Here is a 22,937-nt window from a genome sequence, read left to right on the forward strand (position 1 = left end):
GCGCGGAACGTGCTTGGCCTGTGGCCTGCGACACCATCACCAACCGCTCATTCGGGAGGACGATCATGGCACGGTGGCCGACGATGGAACGACTGACCCTTCTTTCCCTGTTCGCCCTGGCTGCGGCGGGGGCGAGCGCGCCCGCGGCCGCCCTGCCCGCCTTCAGCGACATCATCGTCTTCGGCGACAGCCTCACCGACACGGGCAACGCACATCTGGGCGCACCCCAGCAGGGCATACCGGACCCCGCGCCGCCAGCCCTCGGCTACTTCAACGGCCGCTTCTCCAACGGCCCCATGTGGACGGACTACCTGAGCCAAAGCCTCGGCTTCGGCCTCCTTGAGCCGCGCCTGGCGGGCGGCACCAACTATTCCGTGGGCGGCGCGCGGGCCGTGCCCAACGCCGACCCCTCGCTGGACTTCCCCCAGCAGCTTGAGTTCTTCGCCAACGACCTCGGCGGCGGCCCGGCCGACCCCAACGCGCTCTACGTGGTCAACTTCGGCGGCAACGATGCGCGGGATATCCTCCACGCCGCCGCCGACGCGCCCGACCCCGCCGCCGTCATCCCCACCATCGCGGCGGGCATCGAGGCGCTGAGCCAGCTTGGGGCCCGCAACATTCTAGTGGGCGGCATTCCCAACATCGGCCTGCAACCCGAGCAGAACGGCGCGGAAGCGGAAGGGCGCGCCCTGTCGCTGGCCCTCGACGCCGCGCTGGAGGCCGCCCTTGCCGACCTGACGCTGGCGGCGGGCACGGAAATCTTCACCTTCGACTACTTCGCCGTCACCGACGCCATCGAGCAGAACCCCACCGCCTTCGGCTTCACCCAGCCGCTCGACATCCCCTGCCTCGCCGTGCCCGACGCCTCGCCCGAGTGCCCCGGCTTCCTATTCTTCGACCCGCTCCACCCCAGCACGGCCGCCCATCGGCTGATCGCCGACGCGGCCCTCGCCGCCCTCAACGACACCACCGACGTGCCCGAACCGGCAACCCTTGCGCTCCTGGGGCTGGGGGTGGCTGGCATCGGCACCGCCCGCAGGCGCAGCGGCGGCAGCAGGGTGCGGGCGTAAAATCCGCAACCGTCCCAGCCTACCAAAAAGGGCACCGGCTCATCCGCCGGTGCCCTTTGTTTTTATTCAAGATTTTGCAGGGGGCTCACCCCCTGCACCCCTTCGTCATTAGGCTAGGCCTTCGTAAGCCGAAGCGAGCCATCGCTAACCATTAGACGTCAACTGAAGCCTCATTGAACCGCATCCCCCACAGCCGCTTTTGTATTGCGTCACCTATAGCTTTCAATTGACTTTCACCCTCTTCCCTCAACTTGTCTACATGACTAACGTGGCGGGAACCCCGCACCGGGTTCCGCTCCTTTAACTCTCGTTCCTGCAGGGCATCAAATAGTAAGCCACCAAATTCGTCTAATTTTTGTGCAAGCGAAGCATCTATAAAAATCTTGTTCTTTCGAAAAAAATCTAGAAATTTTCGAAAATCGCCACGGACTTGGTTATACCTAACCCAAAATTCTTTTTCTTTATAAGCATCCAATTTATTGCTGGCTGTTCTGATCTCGTCTTTTTCCCAATCAGAAAATTCGCTACGGCGAAGAAAATCTTCCAGTTCCTCAGGACACATCCTATCCAAGTTTGGATATGACTGGAGGGGATGAACAAACCAAAATACCGAAGTGTAGGCGTCACTGAGCAGAGCCCATACTTCAGGCAATACGCCGAATTCGTACTGATTCAGCTTTACGGTGCGGTCCAGAAGCCCATTGAACCTGAATCGCAGACGCTCAATTTCCTGCTGCTGTTGGTGTTTAAACGATTCTAGCCGTTCATCGAATTTCGTCTTAAGCCAATTATCGCCGTAGCGCTGGAATAGCCAGTATGCAGTTCCGGCCAAGGAAACTGTAGTAATTCCAAACCCTCCCAAGCCTGCCAGAAACTGCAACAGCCAATCGGGTTCATTCATTTTTCTGCCCCCAACTTAAACCCAAAATTTTAACGCAGCCCATCACGTAGAGAATGCCCCCTGCGGGCTCAATCAATTTACCCAATTATAAAATATAATAAATGTGTGTCCGCACATTTGCTTGATACGTGCTGCCCCCGTTGTTCATTGAGCGCCACTCCGCCTTAGTGTATATACGTGTAGATACCTCGACGGAGTGCGCCATGACGGTTGTGACGAGCCGGACCTTCCGGGCCGGAAACAGCGAGGCAGTGCGGCTGCCGCGCGAGGTGGCGTTCGGACCGGATACGGAGGTGACGATCGTGCGGCACGGGGATGTGGTGACCATCTACCCGGCCAAGCCTTCTCCGGCCGATCTGGTGGCAGCGCTGCGGGCGATGCCCAAACCAGATGCCGTGGAGGAGCGGGAGCCGGTGGAGGCTCCGGAGCGCCCCGGTCTGTAACCCATGGCGTGGCTGATCGACACCAACGTCGCCATTCACCTGCGCGACGGTAACGACGCCGTGCTGGACCGCGTGGCGCGGCTGGACAGTATGCCGCTGCTCTCGGTGGTCTCGGCGGTGGAGTTGGAAGGCGGGGTTTACCGCGACCCTCGGCAGGCCGCCATTCGTCGCGCCCGGCTCGATTTTCTGCTGTCGCGGCTTGCCATTCTTGCGTTTGATGCCGAGACCGCCGCTGCCTACGGCCGCATCGTTTCAGCGACCGGATACTCCCGCACCAATGTGCTCGACCGCATGATCGCGGCGCAGGCGATCGTGCACCGTGCCACGTTGATCACCATGAACCCGGCGGACTTCCGCGACATTCCGGGCCTCGCCATGGAAGCATGGGACGTGCCGCAATAACGCTTACCCCGCGCACGGCCCGGTAAACAAATGGGAGCGCGAGGGGTGAGCCCCTCGCAAATTCCCTCAATCACCAAAAGGCGAAGCCCTTACTTCGCGGCCTTCACATCCACACCGACGGCGTCGGCAACCGAGGCGAAGCCGTCGCGGCGGAGCAGGTAGGCGAGGTCGTGCTTGAGGCGGGCCACCAAGCCGGGGCCTTCGTAGACGAGGCTGCTGTAGAGCTGCACGAGGGACGCGCCGCTGCGGATTTTGGCGTAGGCGTCCGCCCCGCTTGCCACGCCGCCGACGCCGATGAGCGGCATTCGGTGGCCCACCAAGCCATAGAAGCGGCGGAGCATTTCCGTCGAGGCGTCGAACAGCGGCGCGCCGGAGAGGCCGCCGGTCTCGCCCTTGTTGGGGCTCTGGAGGGTTTCGGGCCGGGTGATGGTGGTGTTGGAGACGATGAGGCCGTCGATGCCGCTCTCGAGCGCCACGGCGGCGATGTCGTCGACGTCGGCGTCCGTCAGGTCCGGCGCGACTTTCACCAGCACGGGCGTTTTGTCCTGCCCCCGCGCTTCGAGGCAGCGGCCGATGAGCTCGGCGAGGGACGCGCGGCTTTGCAGGGCGCGCAGGCCGGGCGTGTTGGGGGAGGAGATGTTGATGGTGATGTAGGAGACCAGCCCGAGGATGCCGCGGATGGCGGTGACGTAATCGTTGATCCGGTCCTCGCTGTCTTTATTGGCACCAACGTTGCCCCCTAAAATGCCGGGGCGGCCCGCGCGGGCTTGCAGGCGGGCCTTCACCGCGTCCAGCCCTTCGTTGTTGAAGCCCATGCGGTTGATGACGGCGCGGTCTTCCACGAGGCGGAACAGGCGCGGGCGCGGGTTGCCCGCCTGCGGGCGCGGCGTCACCGTGCCGACCTCGACGAAGCCGAAGCCCAGCTTGAGGAGGGGATCGGGCACCTCGGCGTTCTTGTCGAAGCCGGGGGCCATGCCGATGGGGTTGGGAAATTCCAGCCCCCAGAGGTTCACGCGCAGCAGCGCGTCGTCCGGCTTGGCCTTGGGGACAAAGCCGGTTTTCAGCCCGGCGATGGTGAGGCGGTGGGCGGTTTCCGCATCCAGCGCGAACAGGCCCGGCCGGGCGAGGCGGTAGTAATCAACCATCACTTGAGTCCTTCCGGAAACTTGTGCGCGCCGTCCACCACAGGCAGCGGCCAGGTGCGGGTGACGCTTGCCAGCGGCAGCACGCCATAAAGGTGGGGGAACAGCTGGCCGTTGCGGGAGGGCTCCCAGCGCAGGGCGGGGCCCAGCAGGTCCGCCTCCACTTCCGCCAGCACCAGCCCCGCTTCGCCCGCGAAATGCCTGGCCGCCGTGCCTGCCAGCTGTTCGGCCGTCGAGAAGTGGATGAAGCCGTCCCGCTGGTCGTCGCTCGAGCCCGCGAAGGCGCCGGAGCCTTGCGCCGCTTCCCATTCGGCGGCGCGGAAGATCTTGTAGATGGTGGTCACTGGCTCACCCGCATGGCTGGTTTGATCCCTAACGCTCGCGTGCGAGTCGCACGCCTCGCGCCCTCCCATACGCGCCCGCGCCCCTGCCGGACAAGCCATCGCACGCCGGCCATTGCAGCGCCTGCCGAATTTGCAGCCCAAGCCCCACTTCGCCCTTTTCCCTTGTCGTTCGATAGGCTAAGCGACGCAGGCGCAAGCGAAACGGCGGTTTGGCAGCCTCTTGCTCCCGTTCCGCGCTTGACATCGGGATACCCCTCCCCACATAAACCGGACGAAATTGATCTGATTTAACCCGGAGCACGCGCGAGCGATGGTGCGCCTGTCCAACCTGGCGGATTATGCGGTGGTGGTGATGTGCCAGATGGCCATGACCAGCGACACCCGTCCCTCCGCCGCCAACGTGGCGGCGGCGACCACCATTCCCGTGCCGACGGTCGCCAAGCTGCTGGGCACCCTCTCCCGCGCCGGGCTTCTGGTCTCCTACCGGGGCATCAGCGGCGGCTTTGCGCTCGCCCGCCCCGCCGGGGAGATCAGCGTGGCGGAGATCGTGGAGGCGGTGGACGGGCCGATCGCGCTCACCCACTGCACCGACCCCGCGCCCGGCCAGTGTTCGCGCGAGGGCATCTGCTCCATCAAGCCGCACTGGCAGATCATCAACCGCACGATCCGCGATGCGCTGGGAACCGTTTCGCTCGCCGATCTGGTGCAAGGCACGGCAACGCTGCCCGCCCTCGCGGCAGCCGAACCCGCCGCTGAATCCAACGAGTTGAGGCGTTAACATGGCTCCGACCCAAGAAACCATTTCGACCGTCGAGGACATCACGGGCACCTACAAGTGGGGCTTCTCGACCGACATCGAGTCCGAGTTCGCGCCCAAGGGCCTCAACGAGGACGTGATCCGCTTCATCTCCGCCAAGAAGCAGGAGCCGGAGTGGATGCTGGAGTGGCGGCTGAAGGCCTATCGCCACTGGCTCACCATGCAGGAACCCAAGTGGGCGATGGTGAACTACCCTGAGATCGATTTTCAGGACGCCTACTACTACGCCGCGCCCAAGCAGACGCCGACGCTGAAATCGCTCGACGAGCTGGACCCCGAGATCCGCCGCACCTACGAGCGGCTGGGCATTCCCATCGAGGAGCAGAAGGTGCTCGCCGGTGTGGAAGGCGCACGCAAGGTGGCCGTGGACGCGGTGTTCGACAGCGTCTCCGTCGCCACCACCTTCCGCGAGGAGCTCTCCAAGGCGGGCGTGATCTTCCTGTCGATTTCGGAAGCCATCCGCGAGCACCCGGATCTGGTGCGGAAGTATCTGGGCTCGGTGGTGCCGATCCACGACAACTTCTACGCGACGCTCAACAGCGCCGTGTTTTCGGACGGCACGTTCGTCTACATCCCCAAGGGCGTGCGCTGCCCGATGGAGCTCTCCACCTACTTCCGCATCAATGCCCAGAACACCGGCCAGTTCGAGCGCACGCTGATCGTGGCCGATGAGGGCTCGTACGTTTCATACCTTGAGGGCTGCACCGCCCCGATGCGCGACGAGAACCAGCTGCACGCGGCGGTTGTCGAGCTGGTGGCGATGAAGGACGCCGAGATCAAGTATTCGACCGTCCAGAACTGGTACCCGGGCGACAAGGAAGGCCGTGGCGGCATCTACAACTTCGTCACCAAGCGCGGCCTGTGCAAGGGCGCGCGGTCGAAGATCAGCTGGACGCAGGTGGAAACCGGCTCCGCCGTCACCTGGAAATACCCCAGCTGCGTGCTGGCGGGCGAGGAGTCGGTCGGCGAGTTCTATTCGGTCGCCGTCGTCAACAACCGCCAGCAGGCGGACACCGGCACCAAGATGATCCACATCGGCAAGAACAGCCGCTCGACGATCATCTCCAAGGGCATTTCCGTCGGCCACGGCCAGAACACCTATCGCGGCCTGGTCAAGGTGCTGCCCTCGGCCGAGAACGTGCGGAACTTCACCCAGTGCGACAGCCTGCTGCTCTCCGACACCTCCGGCGCGCACACGGTGCCGTACATCGAGGTGCGGAACCCCTCGGCGCAGATCGAGCACGAGGCCACCACCTCGAAAATCTCGGACGACCAGCTGTTCTACGCCATGAGCCGGGGTCTTTCGGAGGAGGAGGCGGTCGCCATGATCGTCAACGGCTTCTGCCGCGAGGTGCTGCAAAAGCTGCCCATGGAATTCGCCGTTGAGGCCCAGAAGCTGCTGGGCATCAGCCTTGAAGGTTCGGTCGGCTGATCCGCCAGAGAAAAACAGGAAGTATACCGATGCTTGAGATCAAAAACCTGCACGCCACGGTGGACGGCAAGGAAATCCTGAAGGGCCTCAACCTCTCCATCAAGCCGGGCGAGGTTCACGCCATCATGGGGCCGAACGGCGCGGGCAAGTCGACGCTGGGCTACACGCTGGCGGGCCGCGAGGGCTATGAAGTGACGGGCGGCGAGGTGGACTTCGCCGGGCAGGACCTGCTGGCGCTGGAGCCGCACGAGCGCGCGGCGGCCGGGCTGTTTCTCGGCCTGCAATATCCGGTGGAAATTCCGGGCGTCTCCAACCTCACCTTTCTTCGCACGGCGCTCAACAGCCAGCGCAAGCTGCGGGGCGAGGAGGAGATTTCCGCCGCCGAATTCCTGCGCCTCATCCGCGAGAAGGCGAAAGACCTGGGGCTGGACCCCGAGATGCTGAAGCGCGCGGTGAACGTGGGCTTCTCCGGCGGTGAGAAGAAGCGCAACGAAATGGTGCAGATGGCGGTGCTGTCCCCGAAGCTCGCCATTCTGGACGAGACGGACTCCGGCCTCGACATCGACGCGCTGAAGGTGGTGGCCCAGGGCATCAACGCCGTGCGCGGGCCGGACCGGGCAATTCTCCTCATCACCCACTACCAGCGCCTGCTCGACTACGTGGTGCCCGATTACGTGCACGTGCTGGCGGGTGGGCGCATCGTGAAATCGGGCGACAAGTCCCTCGCGCTGGAGCTGGAGCGCGAAGGCTACGCGACGGTGGCGGCATGAGCGCGCCCTTCACCCTTCCCACCAAGCGCGACGAAGCCTGGCGCTACAGCGACCTGAAAGCGCTGGAAGCCGCCATGATGCTGCCGGACGCTACGGATGCGCCGGCCTCCGAAGCCCTGTCGTTGCAGGACGGCGAAAGCCTCGCCCTGCCGCTCGAAATCCGCGAAGGCCGGGCGGACGTGAGCCGCTCCATCGCCGTTGCGCGCGGCGCCACGGCGACGCTCGAGGAAAGCTTCAAGGGCGGCGGCTGGCTGAACCCGCAAACCACCATCCACGTGGGCGAAGGCGCGGCGCTCTCCCACCACATCGGCCAGATGCGCGACGATGCGGCGCTGACCACCGCCCATTACGACGTGGAAGTGGCCAGGAATGCGATCTACCGCGTGCACATCCTCAACACCGGCGGCCATCTCGGCCGGGTGGAGCTGGATATCCGAATTCACGAGGGAGCAAAGGTCGACCTCAGCGGCGTGCTGCTCTCGGCGGGCAGCCGGACCATCGAACTCGTCACCCGCTTCCACCACATCGCGCCCGACGCCACCAGCCGCCAGACGGTGCGCTCGGTGGCGGCGGACAAGGCGACCGTCACGTACCTCGGCAAGATCGTGATTTCGGAAGGCTCGCAGCGGATCGACGCCGAGCAGTCCTCCAAGGCGCTGCTGCTCAACCGCACGGCCACGGCCAACGCCAAGCCGGAGCTGGAGATCTACGCCAACGACGTGAAGTGCGCCCACGGCGCCACCATCGGCGAGCTGGACAAACAGGCGCTGTTTTACCTCGCCACCCGCGGCGTCGACCCCGCCGAGGCCAAGGCGCTGCTGACGGAAGCCTTCGTTGCCGACGCCATCGAGCCGATCGAGGACGAGACGCTGCGCGAGGCCTTCAGCGCCGCCGCCACGGACCGCCTGCACGCCATGGTGCGGGGCGGCGCGAGCGAGGGGATCAGCGAAGGGGCGGTCGCATGAAGAACTACCGCTCCGATTTCCCGGTGCTGCTGGGCGAGCCGGACCTGGTCTATCTTGACACCGCCGCCACGGCCCAGAAGCCGAAGCCGGTGATCGATGCCATCACCCGCGCCTACGGGCAGGATTACGCCACGGTGCATCGCGGCGTTTACCGCCGCAGCCAGACCATGACGGAAAGCTACGAGGAAGCCCGCGCCACCGTCGCCCGCTTCATCAATGCCAACTCCTCATCGGAAGTGGTGTTCGTGCGCGGCGCGACCGAGGGCATCAACCTCGTCGCCCACAGCTGGGCCGCCGCGAACCTTGGCGAAGGCGACGAGGTGGTGCTGACCGAGCTGGAACACCACTCCAACATCGTGCCCTGGCAGCTGGCCTCCGAGATCGCAGGCTTCGGCTTGCGCGTGATCCCGATGACCGAAACCGGCGATCTGGACTACGAAGCCGCCGAAAAGGTGATCGGCCCCAAGACGAAGCTGGTGGCCGTCACCCACATCTCCAACGTGCTCGGCACGCAGGTGGACGTGAAGCGCATCGCCGCGATGGCGAAGGCGGTGGACGCCAAGGTGCTGGTGGACGGCTGCCAGGCCGCGCCCCGCACCATCGTCGACGTGCAGGACCTCGGCGCGGATTTCTACGTCTTCTCCGGCCACAAGCTCTATGGGCCCACCGGCATCGGCGTGCTGTGGGGCAGGCTGGACCTCTTGAATTCCATGCGCCCCTACCACGGCGGCGGCGCGATGATCGAGACGGTCACCTTCGCCCGCTCCACCTACCTGCCCGCCCCCCAGCGGTTCGAGGCGGGCACGCCGCACATCGTCGGCGCGCTGGGGCTGAAGACGGCCATCGACTACGTGACGGAAGTCGGCCTGCCCGACATTCAGGCGCACGAGGCCGCCCTCACCCGGCAGGCGCGCGAGGCGCTTTCGCGCTTCAATTCGGTGAAGGTGCTGGGGCCGGGGCACGACACCGGCATCGTCTCGTTCGTGATGGAGGGGGTTCATCCCCACGACATCGGCACCATATTGGATGAGGCGGGAATCAACATCCGGGCCGGGCACCACTGCGCCCAGCCGCTCATGGAGCGGCTGAACGTGGGCGCGACCGCCCGCGTCAGCTTCGGCATCTACAACACCCCGGCGGACGTCGACCGTCTGGCCGCGGGCATGGAAAAGGTAGTGAGGATCTTCCGATGACCGGGGAAGAACCAAAAGCGTTCAACGTCGAGGAAATCAGCGAGGCCCCGCCCCCGCCGGAGCGGCCCCGCCCCGTGGATTTTATCGAGAGCTTCCTCAAGGAGGAAAAGCCCGCCGTCTCCCCGGAGGAGCCGGGCGGCAGCCTCTATGACCAGGTGCTGGACGCGCTGAAGAACATCTACGATCCGGAAATTCCGGTGAATATCTACGACCTCGGCCTCATCTACGGGCTGGAGATCGTCGAAGGCCATGTGGTCATCACCATGACGCTCACCACGCCCCACTGCCCAGTGGCCGAATCCATGCCGGGCGAGGTGGAAACCCGCGTCGGCGCGGTGCCGGGCGTGGGCTCGGTCGAGGTGAACCTCGTGTGGGACCCGCCATGGGACCCGCAGAAAATGTCTGACGAGGCCAAACTGGAACTGGGGATGCTGTAATGACGGACGGAACCCCGAACCTGACCCCAACGGTAGAGCCGCGCAAGCGCGCCCCGCGCCCCGCGCCGCTGACAGTGACCGAGAAGGCCGCCGAGCGCATCCGCGAACTGCTGGCCAAGAGCGACAAGCCCGCCGCCGGACTGCGCCTGACCACGCCGCAAAAGGGCTGCTCGGGCCTCTCCTACAAGGTGGAGTACGTGGACGCGCCCAACCCGATGGATGAAGTCGTCGAGACGCCGGGCGGCCGCCTTTATATTGACACCATGTCGCTGCTATACCTCATCGGGTCGGAGATGGACTGGCAGGAAGACATGTTCACTGCCGGGTTCACCTTCCGGAACCCGAATGAGAAAGGGCGCTGCGGCTGTGGCGAAAGCTTCCATATTTAACACCACCCTCGCCCGCGCCGCGCTGGCTGCGAGCCTTGTCGCGGTGCTTTCCGGCTGCGCCCTCACCAAGGTTGTCACCGTGCCGGTGAAAGTTGTGGCCGGCACCGTTGAAACCGCCGCCGACGTGGTGGACTGAGGCCAAATTTAAAACTGTTTCAGGAAGCGCCCTCCGGGGCGCTTTTCTTTGTTTTCGTTAGCAGAGCCCCCGTTCGCTGAGGCGCACAAACAAAAAACCTTCCGCTGCGCCCCTTCGATTCATCGGAGCGCGATTTCCAAAGCCTCTTCCCGCGCCTCCGCCAAACAAGGCGGGACCCAGCCTGGCAATGCCCCTAGAAGCCCCGTAGAGGCACTTTACAGCGCGATTCCAGGCCTGCCCGCTACCACCCTAGCCGTAATAGGCAAAAACCTCTCTACAAGCGTTTAAACCCCCTTGGCGTTGATTTCCTGTTTTGCGGGAATTTGGCGGGCGCCTGTACGCCAGCGCGGCGACGGCGCAGCCATTAAGAAAACGATTACTCTAATCGAATATATTCGCCATTTCTTAGTTTAAATTTCTTAGAATCATTCGCATCTTACTCACGCGCCACCAGCAATCCCCCCGGACGTCCGTGCGGGAAGCTTCAACCGCCCCGCAAGTACCGGACGTGCATTGACGGAAAGGCAGTCAATCGCATGGAGCTTTCACCCCCACAGCTCGCAGCGCACGGAACCGACATTGCCCGGTACATCATCGCTGCTGCCCATAAGACCCAGACGCCGGCGTTCGAAATGAACGACATATTCAAGGAAAACCCTGAAACGGGCTATTATCTCGGCGGAGTGCTGCACCATATCGCGTCCGATACAGCCAGCGACGTGTTGATGAACCAGAGCGGGCTTCGCTTTCTTGTTCTTGACACCGGTAGACTGGATCCAGGCAGGATTCTGGCATCAGGAGCCTGCAACGCGCATTGGTCCGACATCAAGCAGCGGATCGATGCGTATTTCGGGCTGGAGCCAGCGCGGATGGCGCAAGGCAACGGCGGCGGCGAGACCGCGGGATCAGTCCCCATCGAGTGACCGGTCGAGATCGACCGGGCGGGTGAAGCGGACGAGCATGCCCTCGCCGGGGCGGATATCGGCCCAATGGTCCACGTCGAAGGCGAGGCTGACAACGCCAGCGGTCGGCAGGAAGGCGGCGAGCAGGGCCATGAGCCGCGCCGGGCCCTGCCCGGCCAGCAGCATTCCCAGATCCTCGAAGCCGGGGTTATGGCCGACAATGAGGATGCTGCCCCATTCATCCGGCAGGTCATGGATGAGGTCGAGGAGGGTGTCGCTGGAGGCGAGATAGACGCGCTCGTCCTCGATCTCGGCCAGCTTCGCGCCGTAGCCTTCCTCCACCAGCGCGAGGGTCTCCAGCGTGCGGACGGAAGGGGAGACTAGCACCCGGTCGAACGCCAGCCCTTCGGTTCGCAGGTAAAAGCCCATGCGCGGCGCAGCGCGACGACCCCGCTCGTCCAGCGGCCGGTCGAAATCGCGTTGAGAGGGGTTGTTCCAACCCGCCTTGGCGTGGCGGAGCAACGTCAACGATTTCACAAGCGGCCCTTAACCTTAAAACACTCGGACGTGTCCTTATAACCCCAACGAACGGGCAAGCCCAAGGCTTGATGGGGCGCGACAGCATTGCGAACCGACCGGGAGCCGAAAAGAAAAATCAACGCCTCGTTTTCGGCGACACGGCCACGGCCCCTGGCGTATAAGCGGTCCATGCTACTGCCCAACGACGATGATGCGCTTTTTGCTGCCCTGATCGCCCGCGACCCCGCCTACGAGGGCTTCGCCTACGTGGGCGTGAAGACCACCGGCGTGTTCTGCCGCCTCACCTGCCCGGCCCGCAAGCCGAAGCGCGGCAATGTCGTATTCTTCCCCAGCCGGGAAGCGGCTCACCGCGCGGGCTTCCGCCCCTGCCTGCGCTGCAAGCCGCTCGATGCGAAGCGCCCGGTGAGCGGCGCGTTGGAGACGCTGCGGGAGAAGGTCCGCCTTGAGCCGGACCGGCGCTGGACCGCCACAGACCTAAAAGCGCTGGGCTACGCCCCCTCCACCGTGCGCCGCGCCTTCCAGCGCGAGTTCGGCATGACTTTCAGCCAGTATGCCCGCTCCCAGCGCCTGGGCGCGGCGGTCAACACCTTGCGGCAGGGCGGCTCGGTGATCGAGGCTCAGCTGGACGCTGGGTACGAATCCGGCAGCGGCTTCCGCGAGGCAATCACCCGGCTGGTGGGCGAAGCCCCCGTCCGCAGCGCCGCCAAACCCCTGCTCACCGCCCAGTGGCTGGACACGCCCATCGGCGCCATGCTGGCGATCGTGGACAGCGCCGGATTGCATCTCCTCGAATTCGCGGAGCGCAAGGCCCTGCCCGGCGAGATCGCCCGGCTGCGGGAACGCGTGGGGCCGATCTGCTTCGGCCATAACGATGTGCTGGAACACCTCAGCAAAGAGGTGGAGCGCTACTTCTCCGGCCAGGCCGCCGGCTTCACCGTGCCGCTGGCGCACCAAGGCACTCCGTTCGAGGCGGGCGTGTGGGATATGCTGCGCCAAATTCCGGTGGGCGAGACCCGCAGCTATGGGCAGGTCGCCCAGATGATCGGCCGGCCGGAAGCCCCCCGCGCGGTGGCGCGGGCCAACGGCGCCAACCAGATCGCCATACTCATTCCCTGCCACCGGGTGATCGGGGCCGACGGCTCGCTTACCGGCTACGGCGGAAAACTCTGGCGCAAGCAATGGCTGCTCGAACACGAGCGCCGGATCGCCGCCGCCATTTCCAACCAGTGAGGAAAACATGCCCGACCAGTTTCATAAGGCCGAAGCCTTCCGCTCCCTCCATGTGCCCGGCCAGCCCGTGATTCTCTTTAACGTGTGGGATGCGGGCAGCGCCCGCGCCGTGGCCGCCAGCGGCGCCCGCGCGCTGGCAACGGGCAGCGCCTCGGTCGCCGCCGCGCACGGCTTCAGCGATGGCGAGAAGATGCCCTTCGACCTGGGCCTCGCCAATCTGGAGCGCATCGTGGCAACGACCGACCTGCCCGTCACGCTCGATATGGAAAGCGGCTACGGCGCAACCCCCGAAGCCGTGGGAGGCTCGGCATCCCGCGCAGTGCAGGCCGGGGCCATCGGCTTCAACATCGAGGACAGTTTCCCCGAAAACGGCTCCCTGCGGGCGACCGCCGATCAGGTGGCGCGGTTGAGGGCGGCCCGCAGCGCGGCGGATGCCCTTGGCATTCCCGCCTTCCTTAACGCCCGCACGGACGTGTTCTTTCAGGCCAAGCCCGAACAGCACGACGAGACCATGGTGAACGCCGCCCTCGAGCGCGGCCGCGCCTATGCCGATGTAGGCGCAGACGGCCTGTTCGTGCCCATGCTTTCCAATGAAAAACTCATCGCCCTGCTGGTCGAGAAATCCCCGCTGCCGGTCAACATCATGGCGAGCAAGGCCGCGCCGCCCGCCGCCCGCCTCGCCGCACTGGGCGTCGCCCGCATCAGCCACGGACCAGGCCCCTACCGGCTGGCCATGAAGGCGCTGGAAGACGCCGCCCGCGCCGCGCTGGACGCCTGAGCAGTTTGTATCCCAAGGGGGTCTATAACCCCCTTGGAACCCCCTTTCGTTTTAATAGGGCCGCGCCCTGCATGACCGGGTGCGCCCGGTAGAATCGAACGGGAATAAGAAGCCTGAGGCTTCCTGTGTGTTTCAAGGGGCCGTGCCCTTTACAGACCATCCGCCTGCCTCCCGGCCGCAGAAAAAGACACGGCCCGATAAACAAAAGGGAGGCTGCCAAGAGGGGTAAGCCCCTCCTGCAAAACAGAAACCACCTAGGACGGCAGGCGCTTGAGGCGCGCGGCGGTTGCCCGTTCGATCGCGGCGGCGGCCAACCGCTCCAGCCCGAGCCGGGCGCGGATGGTATCCAGAATTTGCCGTTCGTCGGCATCCACATCGCCATCAGCGGCGGCCACCTCGCAGGCCAGGCAATAGGCCGTCTCGCTCAGCTCCTCGGGGATGGCGGTCTGCACGAGACCCAGCACCGTATCCAGCCCATCATCGGTGTTGAGGATGGTGCCGCAATCCCGGCTCAGCGGAATGAGCAGCTCCACATTGAAGTTCTCGAACACCGGCCACTCCTTGACCAGGCGGCCGATGGCCTGCATCTCGGACGTGCCCATGCGGCCGTTCGATCCGGCAATGACAATCATCAGGTAGACAAGCGCCGTATGAACCGAAACCGGCTGGCCGGTCATGGTATCTGCTCCCCGGTATCCGTTGCGAGCGGCATGGTAAGGCCCGCCTCGGGCTCAGGCAAGCGCTCGGGCAGTCGATCATCGGGCCCGCCATGCTGAGCCTTGCCACTGAGGAATTTGTAGGATTCCTCCACCGCCTCAAGGAGCGTGCAGCGGCGCACCTGAACATCGGCCGGAAAGGCGGAGAGGAGCCGCGAGGGCACCGCCGCGCCCAAGAGCACGAACACGCCCCGGTCCGTCGCCCGGCGGATGAGCCGCCCGAACGCCTGCGCCAGCCGGGCGCGGGTGACGAGGTCGTCGTAGGCCGAGCCGCCGAAGGCCGCTCTTCGTGCCGCGTGCAGGATGGTGGGACGCGGCCAGGGCACGCCCTCCAGCGCCACCAGCCGCAAGCTGTGGCCGGGCACATCGACGCCGTCGCGCAGGGCATCGGTGCCAAGGAGCGAAGCGACCGGATCGGCCCGGAACATGTCAACGAGCGTGCCGGTATCGATGGGGTCCACGTGCTGGGCGAGGAGCGGCAGGCCGCGCTCGGCCAAGGGGGCTGCGATGCGGGCGTGCACGGCTTTCAGGCGCGCAATCGCCGTGAACAGCCCGAGCACGCCGCCGCCCGCTGCCTGGATAAGCGCCTTGTAGGCCCCGGCCAGCTGGCCGATATCGCCGCGCTTCACGTCGGTGACGATGAAGACCCGCGCCGCATCCGCATAGTTGAACGGCGAGGGGGTGGAGAAGCGCTTGGGCGGCAGGGGCAGGTGCTGCGCGCCGGTGCGCTGCTCGGCGATGCGCCAGTCCGTCTCCATTGCCGCGCCTTTATCGCGCAAGGTCGCCGAGGTGACGACGACGCCGTGGGCGGGCTCCAGCACCAGCCCCGAGAAGGGCTTGGTGGGATCGAGCCAGTGGCGGTGGAGGCCTACATCAAACTCGCGTCCCTCAACGCGGTCGAGCGCCATCCAGTCGACGAACTCCGGGTCCGCCGCGCCGCCAAGCCGGGCGAGCAGGCCGATCCACGCCATGATGGTCTGGCGCCTGAGCCGCAGGCCGTTGGCGGCCCCTTCAATGCGGGTGCGAAGCGCGGTGTCCAGCCACTCGGGCCGCTCCTCCACCAGTTCCAGCAGCCGCTGTTCCAGCTTGCCCATGGGCGTGGCGAGGGCATCCAGCGCTGCCTGCGCCTCGACGCCCGCTTCCACCACGGCCGGGTGCAGGTGCGCGATTTCCGTCTCGACGCCGTAGCCTGCGTCCTGCGCGTCGGCGCGGGCGAGGATCTGCTGGCGCACCGCCGCCAGCAGCTTTTCAATGGGGCCCGAGGGCTCGCCTTCCTGCAAGCGTTGCAGCCAGTTCTCGGCGGGCAGGTCCTTCAGCGTGTCGAGAATGGCGGTGAGCAGCCGGGCGCTTTCCTCGTCGTGCAGCACCAGTTCGGAAAGGCGCGCCTCCAGCCCCCGGCGGCGGCCACGGGCGCGGGACTTCTCGGGGCCCAGCAGCCAGCGGCGCAGCTCCAGTCCTTCCGTGCCGGTGAGGTGGGCCGCAAAGGTGGAATCCGCCGCGTCGAACAGGTGGTGGCCTTCGTCAAACACGATGCGGGAGAGGCGCTCGTTCTCCGATTTTCCCCGCGCGGCGTTCACCATCACCAGCGCATGGTTGGCGATGACGATATCCGCGCCTTGGGTCTTGCGCGTCGCCCGCTCGATGAAGCAGCGGCGGTAATGCGGGCAGCCCGCGAACACGCACTCGCCGCGCCGGTCGGTCAGCGCCGCGATGCGGTTGGTGCCGAATAAGGGCGTCAGCCAGCCGGGGAAATCGCCGCCGATCATGTCCCCGTCCCGCGTGTAGCGGGCCCAGCGCATGGTGAGGTGGGCAAGGATCGCGGCGCGGCCGGTGAACGCCCCTTGCACCGCGTCCTCAAGGTTCAAAAGGCACAGGTAATTCTCGCGCCCCTTTCGCACGACCGTTTTGCGGGCGCGCTCGGCGGGGTCCGGGTAGAGGCGGGAAAGCTCGGAATCCAGTTGGCGTTGCAGCGCCTTGGTGAAGGTGGAAACCCACACGCTGCCACCGGACTTCTCCGCCCACAGGCTGGCGGGCGCGAGATAGCCCAGCGTCTTGCCCGTGCCGGTGCCCGCTTCCACCAGCGCCACGTTGGGGGCGGCCTGCATTTCGCGCGGGCGAAAGGCGAAGCTGGCGGCCTCCGCATAGTCCCGCTGCTGGGGCCGCTCCTCCCGCGCCGCCGCCCACGAGATGCGCGAGGCGGGCCTGCACGTCCTCCTCACCCAGCCGCACATCGCGGGGCTTCATCGGCGGGGGCGACTCCTCCCATTCGGGCAGCGCCAGGAACAGCGGCCGGTCCGCATGGCGGGGCGACGGCAGGCGCTGCGCGACCAGCGTTGCCCACGGCCACTTGAGGCGCAGCAGCGCCTGCGCCGAGCCATAGGCTCCCACCTTGTAGCGCCAGTTGGGCTCTTCCATTTCCGAGAGCAGCTTTTCGGCCGCCACACGCAGAAACAGGGCCTCCTCCTCCGGCGTCACCGGGGCGTCCAGCCCCAGCGCGCGGGCCATGCCGCGCGCGGTCGGCACGCAGAACTGGGCCGGACGCACGAAGGCGAACAGCTCCAAGAGATCCAGCCCCGAAAGCGAGGGATAGCCCAGCCGCGAGGCGGTGAGCGGGGCGTTCAGCAGAATGACCGGCGTATCGGCGGCAAGGCGGATCGCCTGCCCGCGTGTCAGCGACTGCGGCTGGCCGTCCCCCTCCGCCATCCAGATGCCGACGTGGGCGGCGACAAGCGTTGGATGGCGCAAGAGCAGCGCATTTCCGGTATGTGCGGGTTGATCGGTCATGGCAGGAACACTAATGACCGTCTCTCGTGCTCACCACAACCACCGGATTGATAAGATGGACGCTCTGAAAGACGCAGCGCAAGTAAACAAGGCCTGGGTGTTCGAGGAGGCCCGAAAACTGGTGGAGCGTTACGCGTCCGCGCCGCCCGAGAAGGGCTATGTGCTGTTCGAGACCGGCTATGGCCCCTCCGGCCTGCCGCACATCGGCACCTTCGGCGAGGTGGCCCGCACCACCATGGTGATGCACGCCTTCTCCCTGCTCTCCGACCTGCCGGTGAAGCTGATCTGCTTCTCGGACGACATGGACGGCCTGCGGAAAGTGCCGGACAACGTGCCGAACAAGGAGATGCTGGCGCCCGCGCTCGGCAAGCCGCTGACGCAGGTGCCGGACCCGTTCGGCACCCACCCGAGCTTCGGCGAGCACAACAACGCTCGCCTGCGCGCGTTTCTGGACGCGTTCGGCTTCAAGTATGAGTTCCTGTCGGCCACGGAGTGCTACAAGTCCGGCCGGTTCGACGCCACGCTGCTGAAGATGCTGGCGAACTACGACAAGGTGATGGACATTATCCTGCCCACCCTTGGGCCCGATCGCCGCAAGACCTACTCGCCGTTCCTGCCCGTGTGCCCGAAGACCGGCATCGTGCTGCAAGTGCCGATGGTGGAGCGGGACGTCGAGGCCGGCACCGTCACCTACATCGACCCCAACGACGGGGAGCGCATGACCGTCCCTGTCACCGGCGGCCACTGCAAACTGCAATGGAAGGCGGACTGGGCGATGCGCTGGGTCGCGCTCGGCGTCGATTATGAAATGGCGGGCAAGGACCTGATCGATAGCGTTACCCTTTCCGGCAAGATCGCCCGGGCGCTGGGTGCCAAGCCGCCGGAAGGCTTCAACTACGAGCTGTTCCTCGACGAGAAGGGCGAGAAGATCTCCAAGTCGAAGGGCAACGGCCTGACGATCGAGGAGTGGCTGACCTACGCCAGCCCGGAGAGCCTTGCGCTCTACATGTATCAGGCCCCGCGCAAGGCCAAGCGCCTCTACTTCGACGTGATCCCGAAGGCGGTGGACGAATATTACGCGTTCGTCTCGGCCTTCCCGAAGCAGACGGACGCGGAGAAGCTGGGCAACCCGGCCTTCCACATCCACACCGGGAATGTGCCGGAGATCGACCTGCCGGTCTCGTTCGCGCTGCTCTTGAACCTGGTGGCCGCCGCCAACACGGACGACCGCGCGGTGCTGTGGGGCTTCATCTCCCGCTATGCGCCGGGCGCAACGCCTACGAGCCACCCGGAGCTGGACCGCTTGGTGGGCTATGCGCTCGCCTACTACCGCGACCGCGTGGCCCCCACCTTGCAGGTGCGCGCGCCGACCGAGCAGGAGAAGGCTGCGATGGCCGACCTGATGCAGCGGCTGGAAGCGCTGCCGGACGACGCCGGAGCAGAGGCCTTCCAGACGGAAGTCTACGAAACCGGCAAGGCCCATGGCTTTGAGAACCTGCGGGACTGGTTCAAGGCGCTTTACGAGTGCCTGCTCGGCCAGTCGCAGGGCCCGCGCATGGGCTCGTTCATCGCGCTTTACGGCCGGGAGGAGACCCGCCGCCTGATCGCGGAGGCGATCGGCGCCTGATTTATAGAGGGGCTGCAAGGGCCTGGTCCCCTTGCGCTCATTCATCTCCAGGGCCGTGCGCGGGATGCCGGGCACGGCCCTTTTTTCTTGCCGGACTGAAGAGGAAGCGCAACCCCGCCTCCTCCGCCTTTTTGCAATTGATACACTCCCGGCTTTTTTCACATCCGCACCAACCCTCAGGGATATTTTCGGCGCCATAGGCGTTTGCTCCTGCGGAAAAGCGAAGCCTCGCCGGCGCTCGCTTATCCGTTGTTGCCGTTGCGGTTTCCTTTGACGCCCGGCGTTTCGGAAGGGCGTTTCCGGCTCACGCAGACCAGCCTGAGAGCATCATGCAGAAACTTGCCGTTCGCCTGGGGTCGAAGCCCGTTCGCCCGCTTCTCGAAAAGATGAACCCCGGCGGTTGGACCATCGACACCGCCGCCTTCCCCGGCGGGGAGATCGGCGTCATCCACGCGCCCGCCAGCAAGACGGCGGCGCTGTCCAGAACCGGCGTCGGCCCCGGCCTCCTGCGCTTTCCCAACGGCGATATCATCGCCTGGGCCGGCCTGCCCATCGCCCGCAACCAGCGGGTGCCGCTTACGCAGGCGAACGGCCTGCCCGGCCTTGCGCCCGAGCTGGACGGCATCTTCGCCGCCATCGGCTGGTCGGCCGCCGAAGGGCGGCTGTATGTGATTACGGATTTTCTCGGCCTCCAGCCGCTCTATGTGGGCGACGACGCGGGCGACTGGCTGGCCGCCAGCGAAACCAAGGTCTTCCCCTACGACCCCGATCCCGTTGGCTGGGGCGGCTATTACCTCATCCTCGGCCACGCCATCGGCGATGCCACCCAGACGCGCCACGCCAGGCGCCTGCGCCCGGCAAGCGTGCTCGCCGTCACGCCGCCGGAGAAGCCGGGCACGCCGCCGAAGGTCGAGACCACCCGCCACTGGGACATGCCGCAGGAAGGCGACAAGGATGCCTCCGCCGAGGAGGCGGCCGAGGCGCTGCTGGACAGCGCCGCCTCCTATCAGGCGCTGGTGGGGCGAAGCGTGTGCCTGCTCTCGGGCGGGTTCGACAGCCGCCTCATCCTCAGCATCCTGACCAAACTGGGGGTGGAGCGGCGGCAGGCGCTGATCCTCAGCCACTATGACGAGGACGCGGACCTGGACGGCAAGATCGCCGCCACCATCGCCCGCAGAACCCAAACGCCCGTCACCTACTTCCAGCCGGACCGGGACTATTTCTCCAGCCGGACCTACCTCGATTATCTGTGGTCGATCGATGGGGCAACGCCCACCCTTTACATCTTCATGGCCCAGATGATCTCGGCCCTTAAGGGCATCGACGCCATCTGGGAGGGTCTGGTGCCGGCCATGGCGTTCAAGACCATCCACCGCACGGAGGACGGCACGTTCGATGGCTTCCTGCGCGAGAAATGCCGGGCGATCCCTGAGACCATCCAGTTCCTGAAGCCCCAGGTGAGGAAGGATTTTCTGGACGCCTTCCATGCGGAGTTCGACCGCACCCGGACGCTCTACCCCGATACGCCCCACGGCATGTGGCAGTGGATCCTGGAAAACCGCATCCGCCACCGGGTGAGCGTCAACCCCACCAAGGCCTTCGCCAACCGGGTGACGCCGCTGAATCTGGGCGCCTCGCGACGGCTGTTCAGCATTACCGCGCCCGCGCCCTACGGCCGCCGGCGGGAGCGCAGCCTGTATCTGGAAGTCTACCGCATCATCGCGCCCGAGCTGGCGCGCGTGCCCTTCTATTCAGGCGGCGTGCTGCACCGGGGTGATGCGCCATGGTACAGCTTTGCCGCCTGCAAGCTGATGCAGGACGGATGGAAGGCGCTGGCCTGCTATCCCGGCCTCGCCCGCCGCCTTGGCCTTGGCCAGCATTTCGGCTTCGCGCCGTCGCGCTTCGTGCGGCACCCGGCCATCTACAAGGAAGAGGACGATTACCTGGACATGGACGTGGTGCGCCGCGCCGAAACCGACGACCAGCTTCGCAAGGTTATCGGCAAGTTCCTGTTCCACTGGCGCACCACCCGCTGGGTACACGAGGACCGACTTTATTCAACGCTTGGCGAAGCCCGGGCCTGATGTCCGGGCAGCCAAGGTCATAAGCACCGGCGTGAGGGGCACATGCAGAAACTCGCGGTTCGTTTTGGCACTGACTCCGTCCGCCCGATGCTGGAGCGGATGAACCCCGGCGACTGGGTTATCGATATCGCCGCCTTTCCGGGCGGGGAGATCGGCGTCGTCCACGCGCCGGGCGAGCGATCGTCGGCGCTGGCCAATACGGGCGCAGGCCCCGGCCTCTGGCGGCTGGAGAACGGCGACATCATCGCCTGGAGCGGCTTGCCGCTCGCCGAAGGCAAGACGGTGCCGCGGGTGGCGGCCAACGTGCTGCCCGAACTGGCCGCCCGGCTGGACGGCGTGTTCGCCGCCATCGGCTGGTCGCAGGAAGACGGGCGGCTTTACATCGTCACCGACTTTCTCGGCCTCCAGCCGGTCTACGTGGGCGACCATTCGGGAGACTGGGCGGCGGCGACCGAGATCAAGCCCTTCCCCTACGACCCGGACCCGGCCGGGTGGGGCGCGTTCCTCGCCTTCGGCCACACCATCGGCAACGTCACCCTGACGACGCGCGCCGAGCGGCTGCGCCCGGCAACCATTCTCACCGTAACGCCGCCGGACGCGCGAGGCGCGCCGCCGCGCATCAAAACCTCCCGCTACTGGGAGATGCCGGACGAGGGGCAGGAGCCGCCGCCAGAGGCAACCGTCGCCGCGCTCAAGGCCAACACCGCCGCCTATCAGGCGCTGGCGGGGCCGAACGTGTGCCTGCTCTCGGGCGGGTTCGACAGCCGCCTCATCCTCAGCCTGCTGCACCGCATGGGGGTGGAGGAGCGGCGCGCCTTCATCCTCAGCCACCACGACCAGGACGCGGACATGGACGGCCGGCTGGCCGCCCGCGTGGCCAAGCGCAGCAACACGCCGTGCGAATATTACACCCAGAACCGGGAGTTCTATTCCACCAAGGAATACCTCGACTACGTGTGGGCCATCGACGGGGCGACGCCCAACCTGCACCTGTTCATCGCCCAGCTGGCCCCCACGCTGAACGGCCACGGCTCGATCTGGGAAGGGCTGATTCCGGCGGTGGCGCTGCGCGCGCCCATGCAGTCGGGCGACGGCGGCTTCGAGACCATGCGGCGCGAGCGGGTGCACATCAACCGCACTTCCATCAAGATTTTCAAGCCGGCGGTGCAAAAAGCCATGCTCGATGGCTTCGAAGCCGAGTTCGAGCGCACCAAGGCGCTCTATCCGCAAACGCCCCACGGGGTCTGGCAGTGGGTGATCGAGCAGCGGGTGCGGAACCGCTCGGGCATCAACCCCACCAAGGTCTACCCCAACCACGCGACGCCGCTGATGGTTGGCTCCTCCCGCCAGCTGTGGGAGCTGATCGCGCCCATCGGCTACGAACGGCGCAAGCATTACGACTATTACATCGACGTCTTTCGCGCTCTCGCGCCGGAGATGGCGCAGATCCCCTTCTATTCCACCGGCGGCTCGCTCCACCGGGCGGACACGGACTGGGCCACCTACAAGGCCTATGAGCTTGGCCTCAAGACCTGGCGGGCCGTCAACAAGCGGCCGCTGCTCGCCCGCGCCTGCGGCATCCATCGCAAGTTCGGGTTCATCCCGTCCCGCTTCACCCGCCATCCGGTCATCTTCCGGGAGGAAGACGACCTCCTGGACATGGATTTCGTGCGCCGCGCCGAGACCGAGGAGCCGCTGCGCTTTGAGTGCGGCAAGCTGCTGTTCCACTGGCGGGCGGCGCGCTGGGTGCACGAGAACCGGCTGCACGCGACGCTGCTGCCCGGCTGAGCCTCAACCGGAACCGTGACCGCCGCTTCGCGATTTTAGCGACAACT

Annotated in this window: 22 protein-coding genes and 1 pseudogene; 17 read left to right on the forward strand and 6 right to left on the reverse strand. The window is 65.8% G+C overall.

Annotation, left to right across the window (positions count from 1 at the left end):
- Positions 1-65 precede the first annotated feature (65 nt).
- Positions 66-1,070 (forward strand): SGNH/GDSL hydrolase family protein, encoded by a 1,005-nt coding sequence (locus L0C21_RS01235; RefSeq protein ID WP_259276646.1) that lies wholly within the window; start codon positions 66-68, stop codon positions 1,068-1,070.
- Between the two features lie 151 nt (positions 1,071-1,221).
- Here the strand turns inward: L0C21_RS01235 and L0C21_RS01240 are convergent, their stop codons facing one another.
- Positions 1,222-1,971, reverse strand: a complete 750-nt coding sequence (locus L0C21_RS01240) for a hypothetical protein (RefSeq protein WP_259276647.1) — start codon at positions 1,969-1,971, stop codon at positions 1,222-1,224.
- Positions 1,972-2,174: 203 nt separating this feature from the next.
- Here L0C21_RS01240 and L0C21_RS01245 point away from each other — a divergent pair, with 203 nt between their 5' ends.
- Complete coding sequence (locus L0C21_RS01245) at positions 2,175-2,414, forward strand: antitoxin (RefSeq protein WP_259276648.1); 240 nt, start codon at positions 2,175-2,177, stop codon at positions 2,412-2,414.
- 3 nt (positions 2,415-2,417) lie between these two features.
- Positions 2,418-2,816, forward strand: coding sequence for a PIN domain-containing protein (locus L0C21_RS01250; RefSeq protein ID WP_259276649.1), 399 nt, complete (start codon positions 2,418-2,420; stop codon positions 2,814-2,816).
- A gap of 89 nt (positions 2,817-2,905) precedes the next feature.
- Here L0C21_RS01250 and L0C21_RS01255 read toward each other — a convergent pair whose 3' ends face one another.
- Entirely contained in the window at positions 2,906-3,961 is a 1,056-nt protein-coding gene (locus L0C21_RS01255; protein WP_259276650.1) for a quinone-dependent dihydroorotate dehydrogenase, read from the reverse strand.
- Entirely contained in the window at positions 3,961-4,302 is a 342-nt protein-coding gene (locus tag L0C21_RS01260; protein ID WP_259276651.1) for a DUF952 domain-containing protein, read from the reverse strand. The genes L0C21_RS01255 and L0C21_RS01260 overlap by 1 nt, the downstream gene beginning before the upstream one ends.
- 310 nt (positions 4,303-4,612) lie before the next feature.
- On the opposite strand from L0C21_RS01260, the gene L0C21_RS01265 reads away from it, so the two are divergent.
- The 9 genes from L0C21_RS01265 (at position 4,613) to L0C21_RS01305 (ending at position 11,364) form a co-directional block, all read left to right on the forward strand.
- Positions 4,613-5,080: an SUF system Fe-S cluster assembly regulator gene (locus L0C21_RS01265; RefSeq protein WP_259276652.1), complete on the forward strand. Its 468-nt coding sequence runs from the start codon at positions 4,613-4,615 to the stop codon at positions 5,078-5,080.
- A gap of 1 nt (position 5,081) precedes the next feature.
- Complete coding sequence (sufB, locus tag L0C21_RS01270; RefSeq protein ID WP_259276653.1) at positions 5,082-6,551, forward strand: Fe-S cluster assembly protein SufB; 1,470 nt, start codon at positions 5,082-5,084, stop codon at positions 6,549-6,551.
- Between the two features lie 29 nt (positions 6,552-6,580).
- On the forward strand, positions 6,581-7,321 hold the full coding sequence (gene sufC / locus L0C21_RS01275) for a Fe-S cluster assembly ATPase SufC (protein WP_259276654.1): 741 nt from the start codon (positions 6,581-6,583) through the stop codon (positions 7,319-7,321).
- A complete protein-coding gene (gene sufD / locus L0C21_RS01280; RefSeq protein ID WP_259276655.1) occupies positions 7,318-8,286 on the forward strand; it encodes a Fe-S cluster assembly protein SufD in 969 nt (322 codons plus the stop codon). Before sufC ends, sufD begins: the two co-directional genes overlap by 4 nt.
- Positions 8,283-9,479: an aminotransferase class V-fold PLP-dependent enzyme gene (locus L0C21_RS01285; RefSeq protein ID WP_259276656.1), complete on the forward strand. Its 1,197-nt coding sequence runs from the start codon at positions 8,283-8,285 to the stop codon at positions 9,477-9,479. The genes sufD and L0C21_RS01285 overlap by 4 nt, the downstream gene beginning before the upstream one ends.
- Positions 9,476-9,916, forward strand: coding sequence for an SUF system Fe-S cluster assembly protein (locus tag L0C21_RS01290; RefSeq protein ID WP_259276657.1), 441 nt, complete (start codon positions 9,476-9,478; stop codon positions 9,914-9,916). The genes L0C21_RS01285 and L0C21_RS01290 overlap by 4 nt, the downstream gene beginning before the upstream one ends.
- Positions 9,916-10,305, forward strand: a complete 390-nt coding sequence (locus L0C21_RS01295; protein WP_259276658.1) for a HesB/IscA family protein — start codon at positions 9,916-9,918, stop codon at positions 10,303-10,305. The genes L0C21_RS01290 and L0C21_RS01295 overlap by 1 nt, the downstream gene beginning before the upstream one ends.
- Positions 10,283-10,441 (forward strand): DUF6726 family protein, encoded by a 159-nt coding sequence (locus L0C21_RS01300; protein WP_259276659.1) that lies wholly within the window; start codon positions 10,283-10,285, stop codon positions 10,439-10,441. The genes L0C21_RS01295 and L0C21_RS01300 overlap by 23 nt, the downstream gene beginning before the upstream one ends.
- Before the next feature lie 536 nt (positions 10,442-10,977).
- Positions 10,978-11,364 carry a hypothetical protein gene (locus L0C21_RS01305; protein ID WP_259276660.1) on the forward strand — a complete coding sequence of 129 codons (387 nt, stop codon included), beginning with the start codon at positions 10,978-10,980 and terminating at the stop codon, positions 11,362-11,364.
- Here L0C21_RS01305 and L0C21_RS01310 read toward each other — a convergent pair.
- On the reverse strand, positions 11,347-11,880 hold the full coding sequence (locus tag L0C21_RS01310; protein WP_259276661.1) for a SixA phosphatase family protein: 534 nt from the start codon (positions 11,878-11,880) through the stop codon (positions 11,347-11,349). The two genes, L0C21_RS01305 and L0C21_RS01310, sit on opposite strands and share 18 nt — an antisense overlap.
- Before the next feature lie 171 nt (positions 11,881-12,051).
- Here L0C21_RS01310 and L0C21_RS01315 point away from each other — a divergent pair, with 171 nt between their 5' ends.
- Together L0C21_RS01315 and L0C21_RS01320 are read left to right on the forward strand one after the other, a co-directional pair.
- Positions 12,052-13,113, forward strand: coding sequence for a bifunctional transcriptional activator/DNA repair enzyme AdaA (locus L0C21_RS01315; protein WP_259276662.1), 1,062 nt, complete (start codon positions 12,052-12,054; stop codon positions 13,111-13,113).
- A gap of 7 nt (positions 13,114-13,120) precedes the next feature.
- A complete protein-coding gene (locus L0C21_RS01320; protein WP_259276663.1) occupies positions 13,121-13,891 on the forward strand; it encodes an isocitrate lyase/PEP mutase family protein in 771 nt (256 codons plus the stop codon).
- A gap of 254 nt (positions 13,892-14,145) precedes the next feature.
- Here L0C21_RS01320 and L0C21_RS01325 read toward each other — a convergent pair whose 3' ends face one another.
- Both L0C21_RS01325 and L0C21_RS01330 read right to left on the reverse strand, forming a co-directional pair.
- On the reverse strand, positions 14,146-14,568 hold the full coding sequence (locus tag L0C21_RS01325) for a tellurite resistance TerB family protein (RefSeq protein WP_259276664.1): 423 nt from the start codon (positions 14,566-14,568) through the stop codon (positions 14,146-14,148).
- Positions 14,565-17,391 (reverse strand): annotated as a pseudogene (locus L0C21_RS01330) (ATP-dependent DNA helicase). Before L0C21_RS01330 ends, L0C21_RS01325 begins: the two are co-directional and overlap by 4 nt.
- Before the next feature lie 55 nt (positions 17,392-17,446).
- On the opposite strand from L0C21_RS01330, the gene L0C21_RS01335 reads away from it, so the two are divergent.
- From L0C21_RS01335 to L0C21_RS01345, 3 genes are all read left to right on the forward strand, one after another.
- Positions 17,447-19,018 (forward strand): lysine--tRNA ligase, encoded by a 1,572-nt coding sequence (locus L0C21_RS01335; protein WP_259276665.1) that lies wholly within the window; start codon positions 17,447-17,449, stop codon positions 19,016-19,018.
- A gap of 329 nt (positions 19,019-19,347) precedes the next feature.
- Entirely contained in the window at positions 19,348-21,102 is a 1,755-nt protein-coding gene (locus L0C21_RS01340; protein ID WP_259276666.1) for an asparagine synthetase B family protein, read from the forward strand.
- A 42-nt stretch (positions 21,103-21,144) separates the two neighbouring features.
- Positions 21,145-22,890, forward strand: coding sequence for an asparagine synthase-related protein (locus L0C21_RS01345; protein ID WP_259276667.1), 1,746 nt, complete (start codon positions 21,145-21,147; stop codon positions 22,888-22,890).
- The last annotated feature ends 47 nt before the right edge of the window (positions 22,891-22,937 follow it).

The sequence above is a fragment of the Pedomonas mirosovicensis genome (assembly GCF_022569295.1).
GTDB lineage: Bacteria > Pseudomonadota > Alphaproteobacteria > Sphingomonadales > Sphingomonadaceae > Pedomonas > Pedomonas mirosovicensis.

Excerpts from the sequence above, each read along its gene's own strand:
- L0C21_RS01235 (WP_259276646.1), top strand. The coding sequence starts at position 66 with ATGGCACGGTGGCCGACGATGGAACGACTGACCCTTCTTTCCCTGTTC.
- L0C21_RS01240 (WP_259276647.1), bottom strand. The coding sequence starts at position 1,971 with ATGAATGAACCCGATTGGCTGTTGCAGTTTCTGGCAGGCTTGGGAGGG.
- L0C21_RS01245 (WP_259276648.1), top strand. The coding sequence starts at position 2,175 with ATGACGGTTGTGACGAGCCGGACCTTCCGGGCCGGAAACAGCGAGGCA.
- L0C21_RS01250 (WP_259276649.1), top strand. The coding sequence starts at position 2,418 with ATGGCGTGGCTGATCGACACCAACGTCGCCATTCACCTGCGCGACGGT.
- L0C21_RS01255 (WP_259276650.1), bottom strand. The coding sequence starts at position 3,961 with ATGGTTGATTACTACCGCCTCGCCCGGCCGGGCCTGTTCGCGCTGGAT.
- L0C21_RS01265 (WP_259276652.1), top strand. The coding sequence starts at position 4,613 with ATGGTGCGCCTGTCCAACCTGGCGGATTATGCGGTGGTGGTGATGTGC.
- sufB (WP_259276653.1), top strand. The coding sequence starts at position 5,082 with ATGGCTCCGACCCAAGAAACCATTTCGACCGTCGAGGACATCACGGGC.
- sufC (WP_259276654.1), top strand. The coding sequence starts at position 6,581 with ATGCTTGAGATCAAAAACCTGCACGCCACGGTGGACGGCAAGGAAATC.
- sufD (WP_259276655.1), top strand. The coding sequence starts at position 7,318 with ATGAGCGCGCCCTTCACCCTTCCCACCAAGCGCGACGAAGCCTGGCGC.
- L0C21_RS01285 (WP_259276656.1), top strand. The coding sequence starts at position 8,283 with ATGAAGAACTACCGCTCCGATTTCCCGGTGCTGCTGGGCGAGCCGGAC.
- L0C21_RS01290 (WP_259276657.1), top strand. The coding sequence starts at position 9,476 with ATGACCGGGGAAGAACCAAAAGCGTTCAACGTCGAGGAAATCAGCGAG.
- L0C21_RS01295 (WP_259276658.1), top strand. The coding sequence starts at position 9,916 with ATGACGGACGGAACCCCGAACCTGACCCCAACGGTAGAGCCGCGCAAG.
- L0C21_RS01305 (WP_259276660.1), top strand. The coding sequence starts at position 10,978 with ATGGAGCTTTCACCCCCACAGCTCGCAGCGCACGGAACCGACATTGCC.
- L0C21_RS01315 (WP_259276662.1), top strand. The coding sequence starts at position 12,052 with ATGCTACTGCCCAACGACGATGATGCGCTTTTTGCTGCCCTGATCGCC.
- L0C21_RS01320 (WP_259276663.1), top strand. The coding sequence starts at position 13,121 with ATGCCCGACCAGTTTCATAAGGCCGAAGCCTTCCGCTCCCTCCATGTG.
- L0C21_RS01325 (WP_259276664.1), bottom strand. The coding sequence starts at position 14,568 with ATGACCGGCCAGCCGGTTTCGGTTCATACGGCGCTTGTCTACCTGATG.
- L0C21_RS01335 (WP_259276665.1), top strand. The coding sequence starts at position 17,447 with ATGGACGCTCTGAAAGACGCAGCGCAAGTAAACAAGGCCTGGGTGTTC.
- L0C21_RS01340 (WP_259276666.1), top strand. The coding sequence starts at position 19,348 with ATGCAGAAACTTGCCGTTCGCCTGGGGTCGAAGCCCGTTCGCCCGCTT.
- L0C21_RS01345 (WP_259276667.1), top strand. The coding sequence starts at position 21,145 with ATGCAGAAACTCGCGGTTCGTTTTGGCACTGACTCCGTCCGCCCGATG.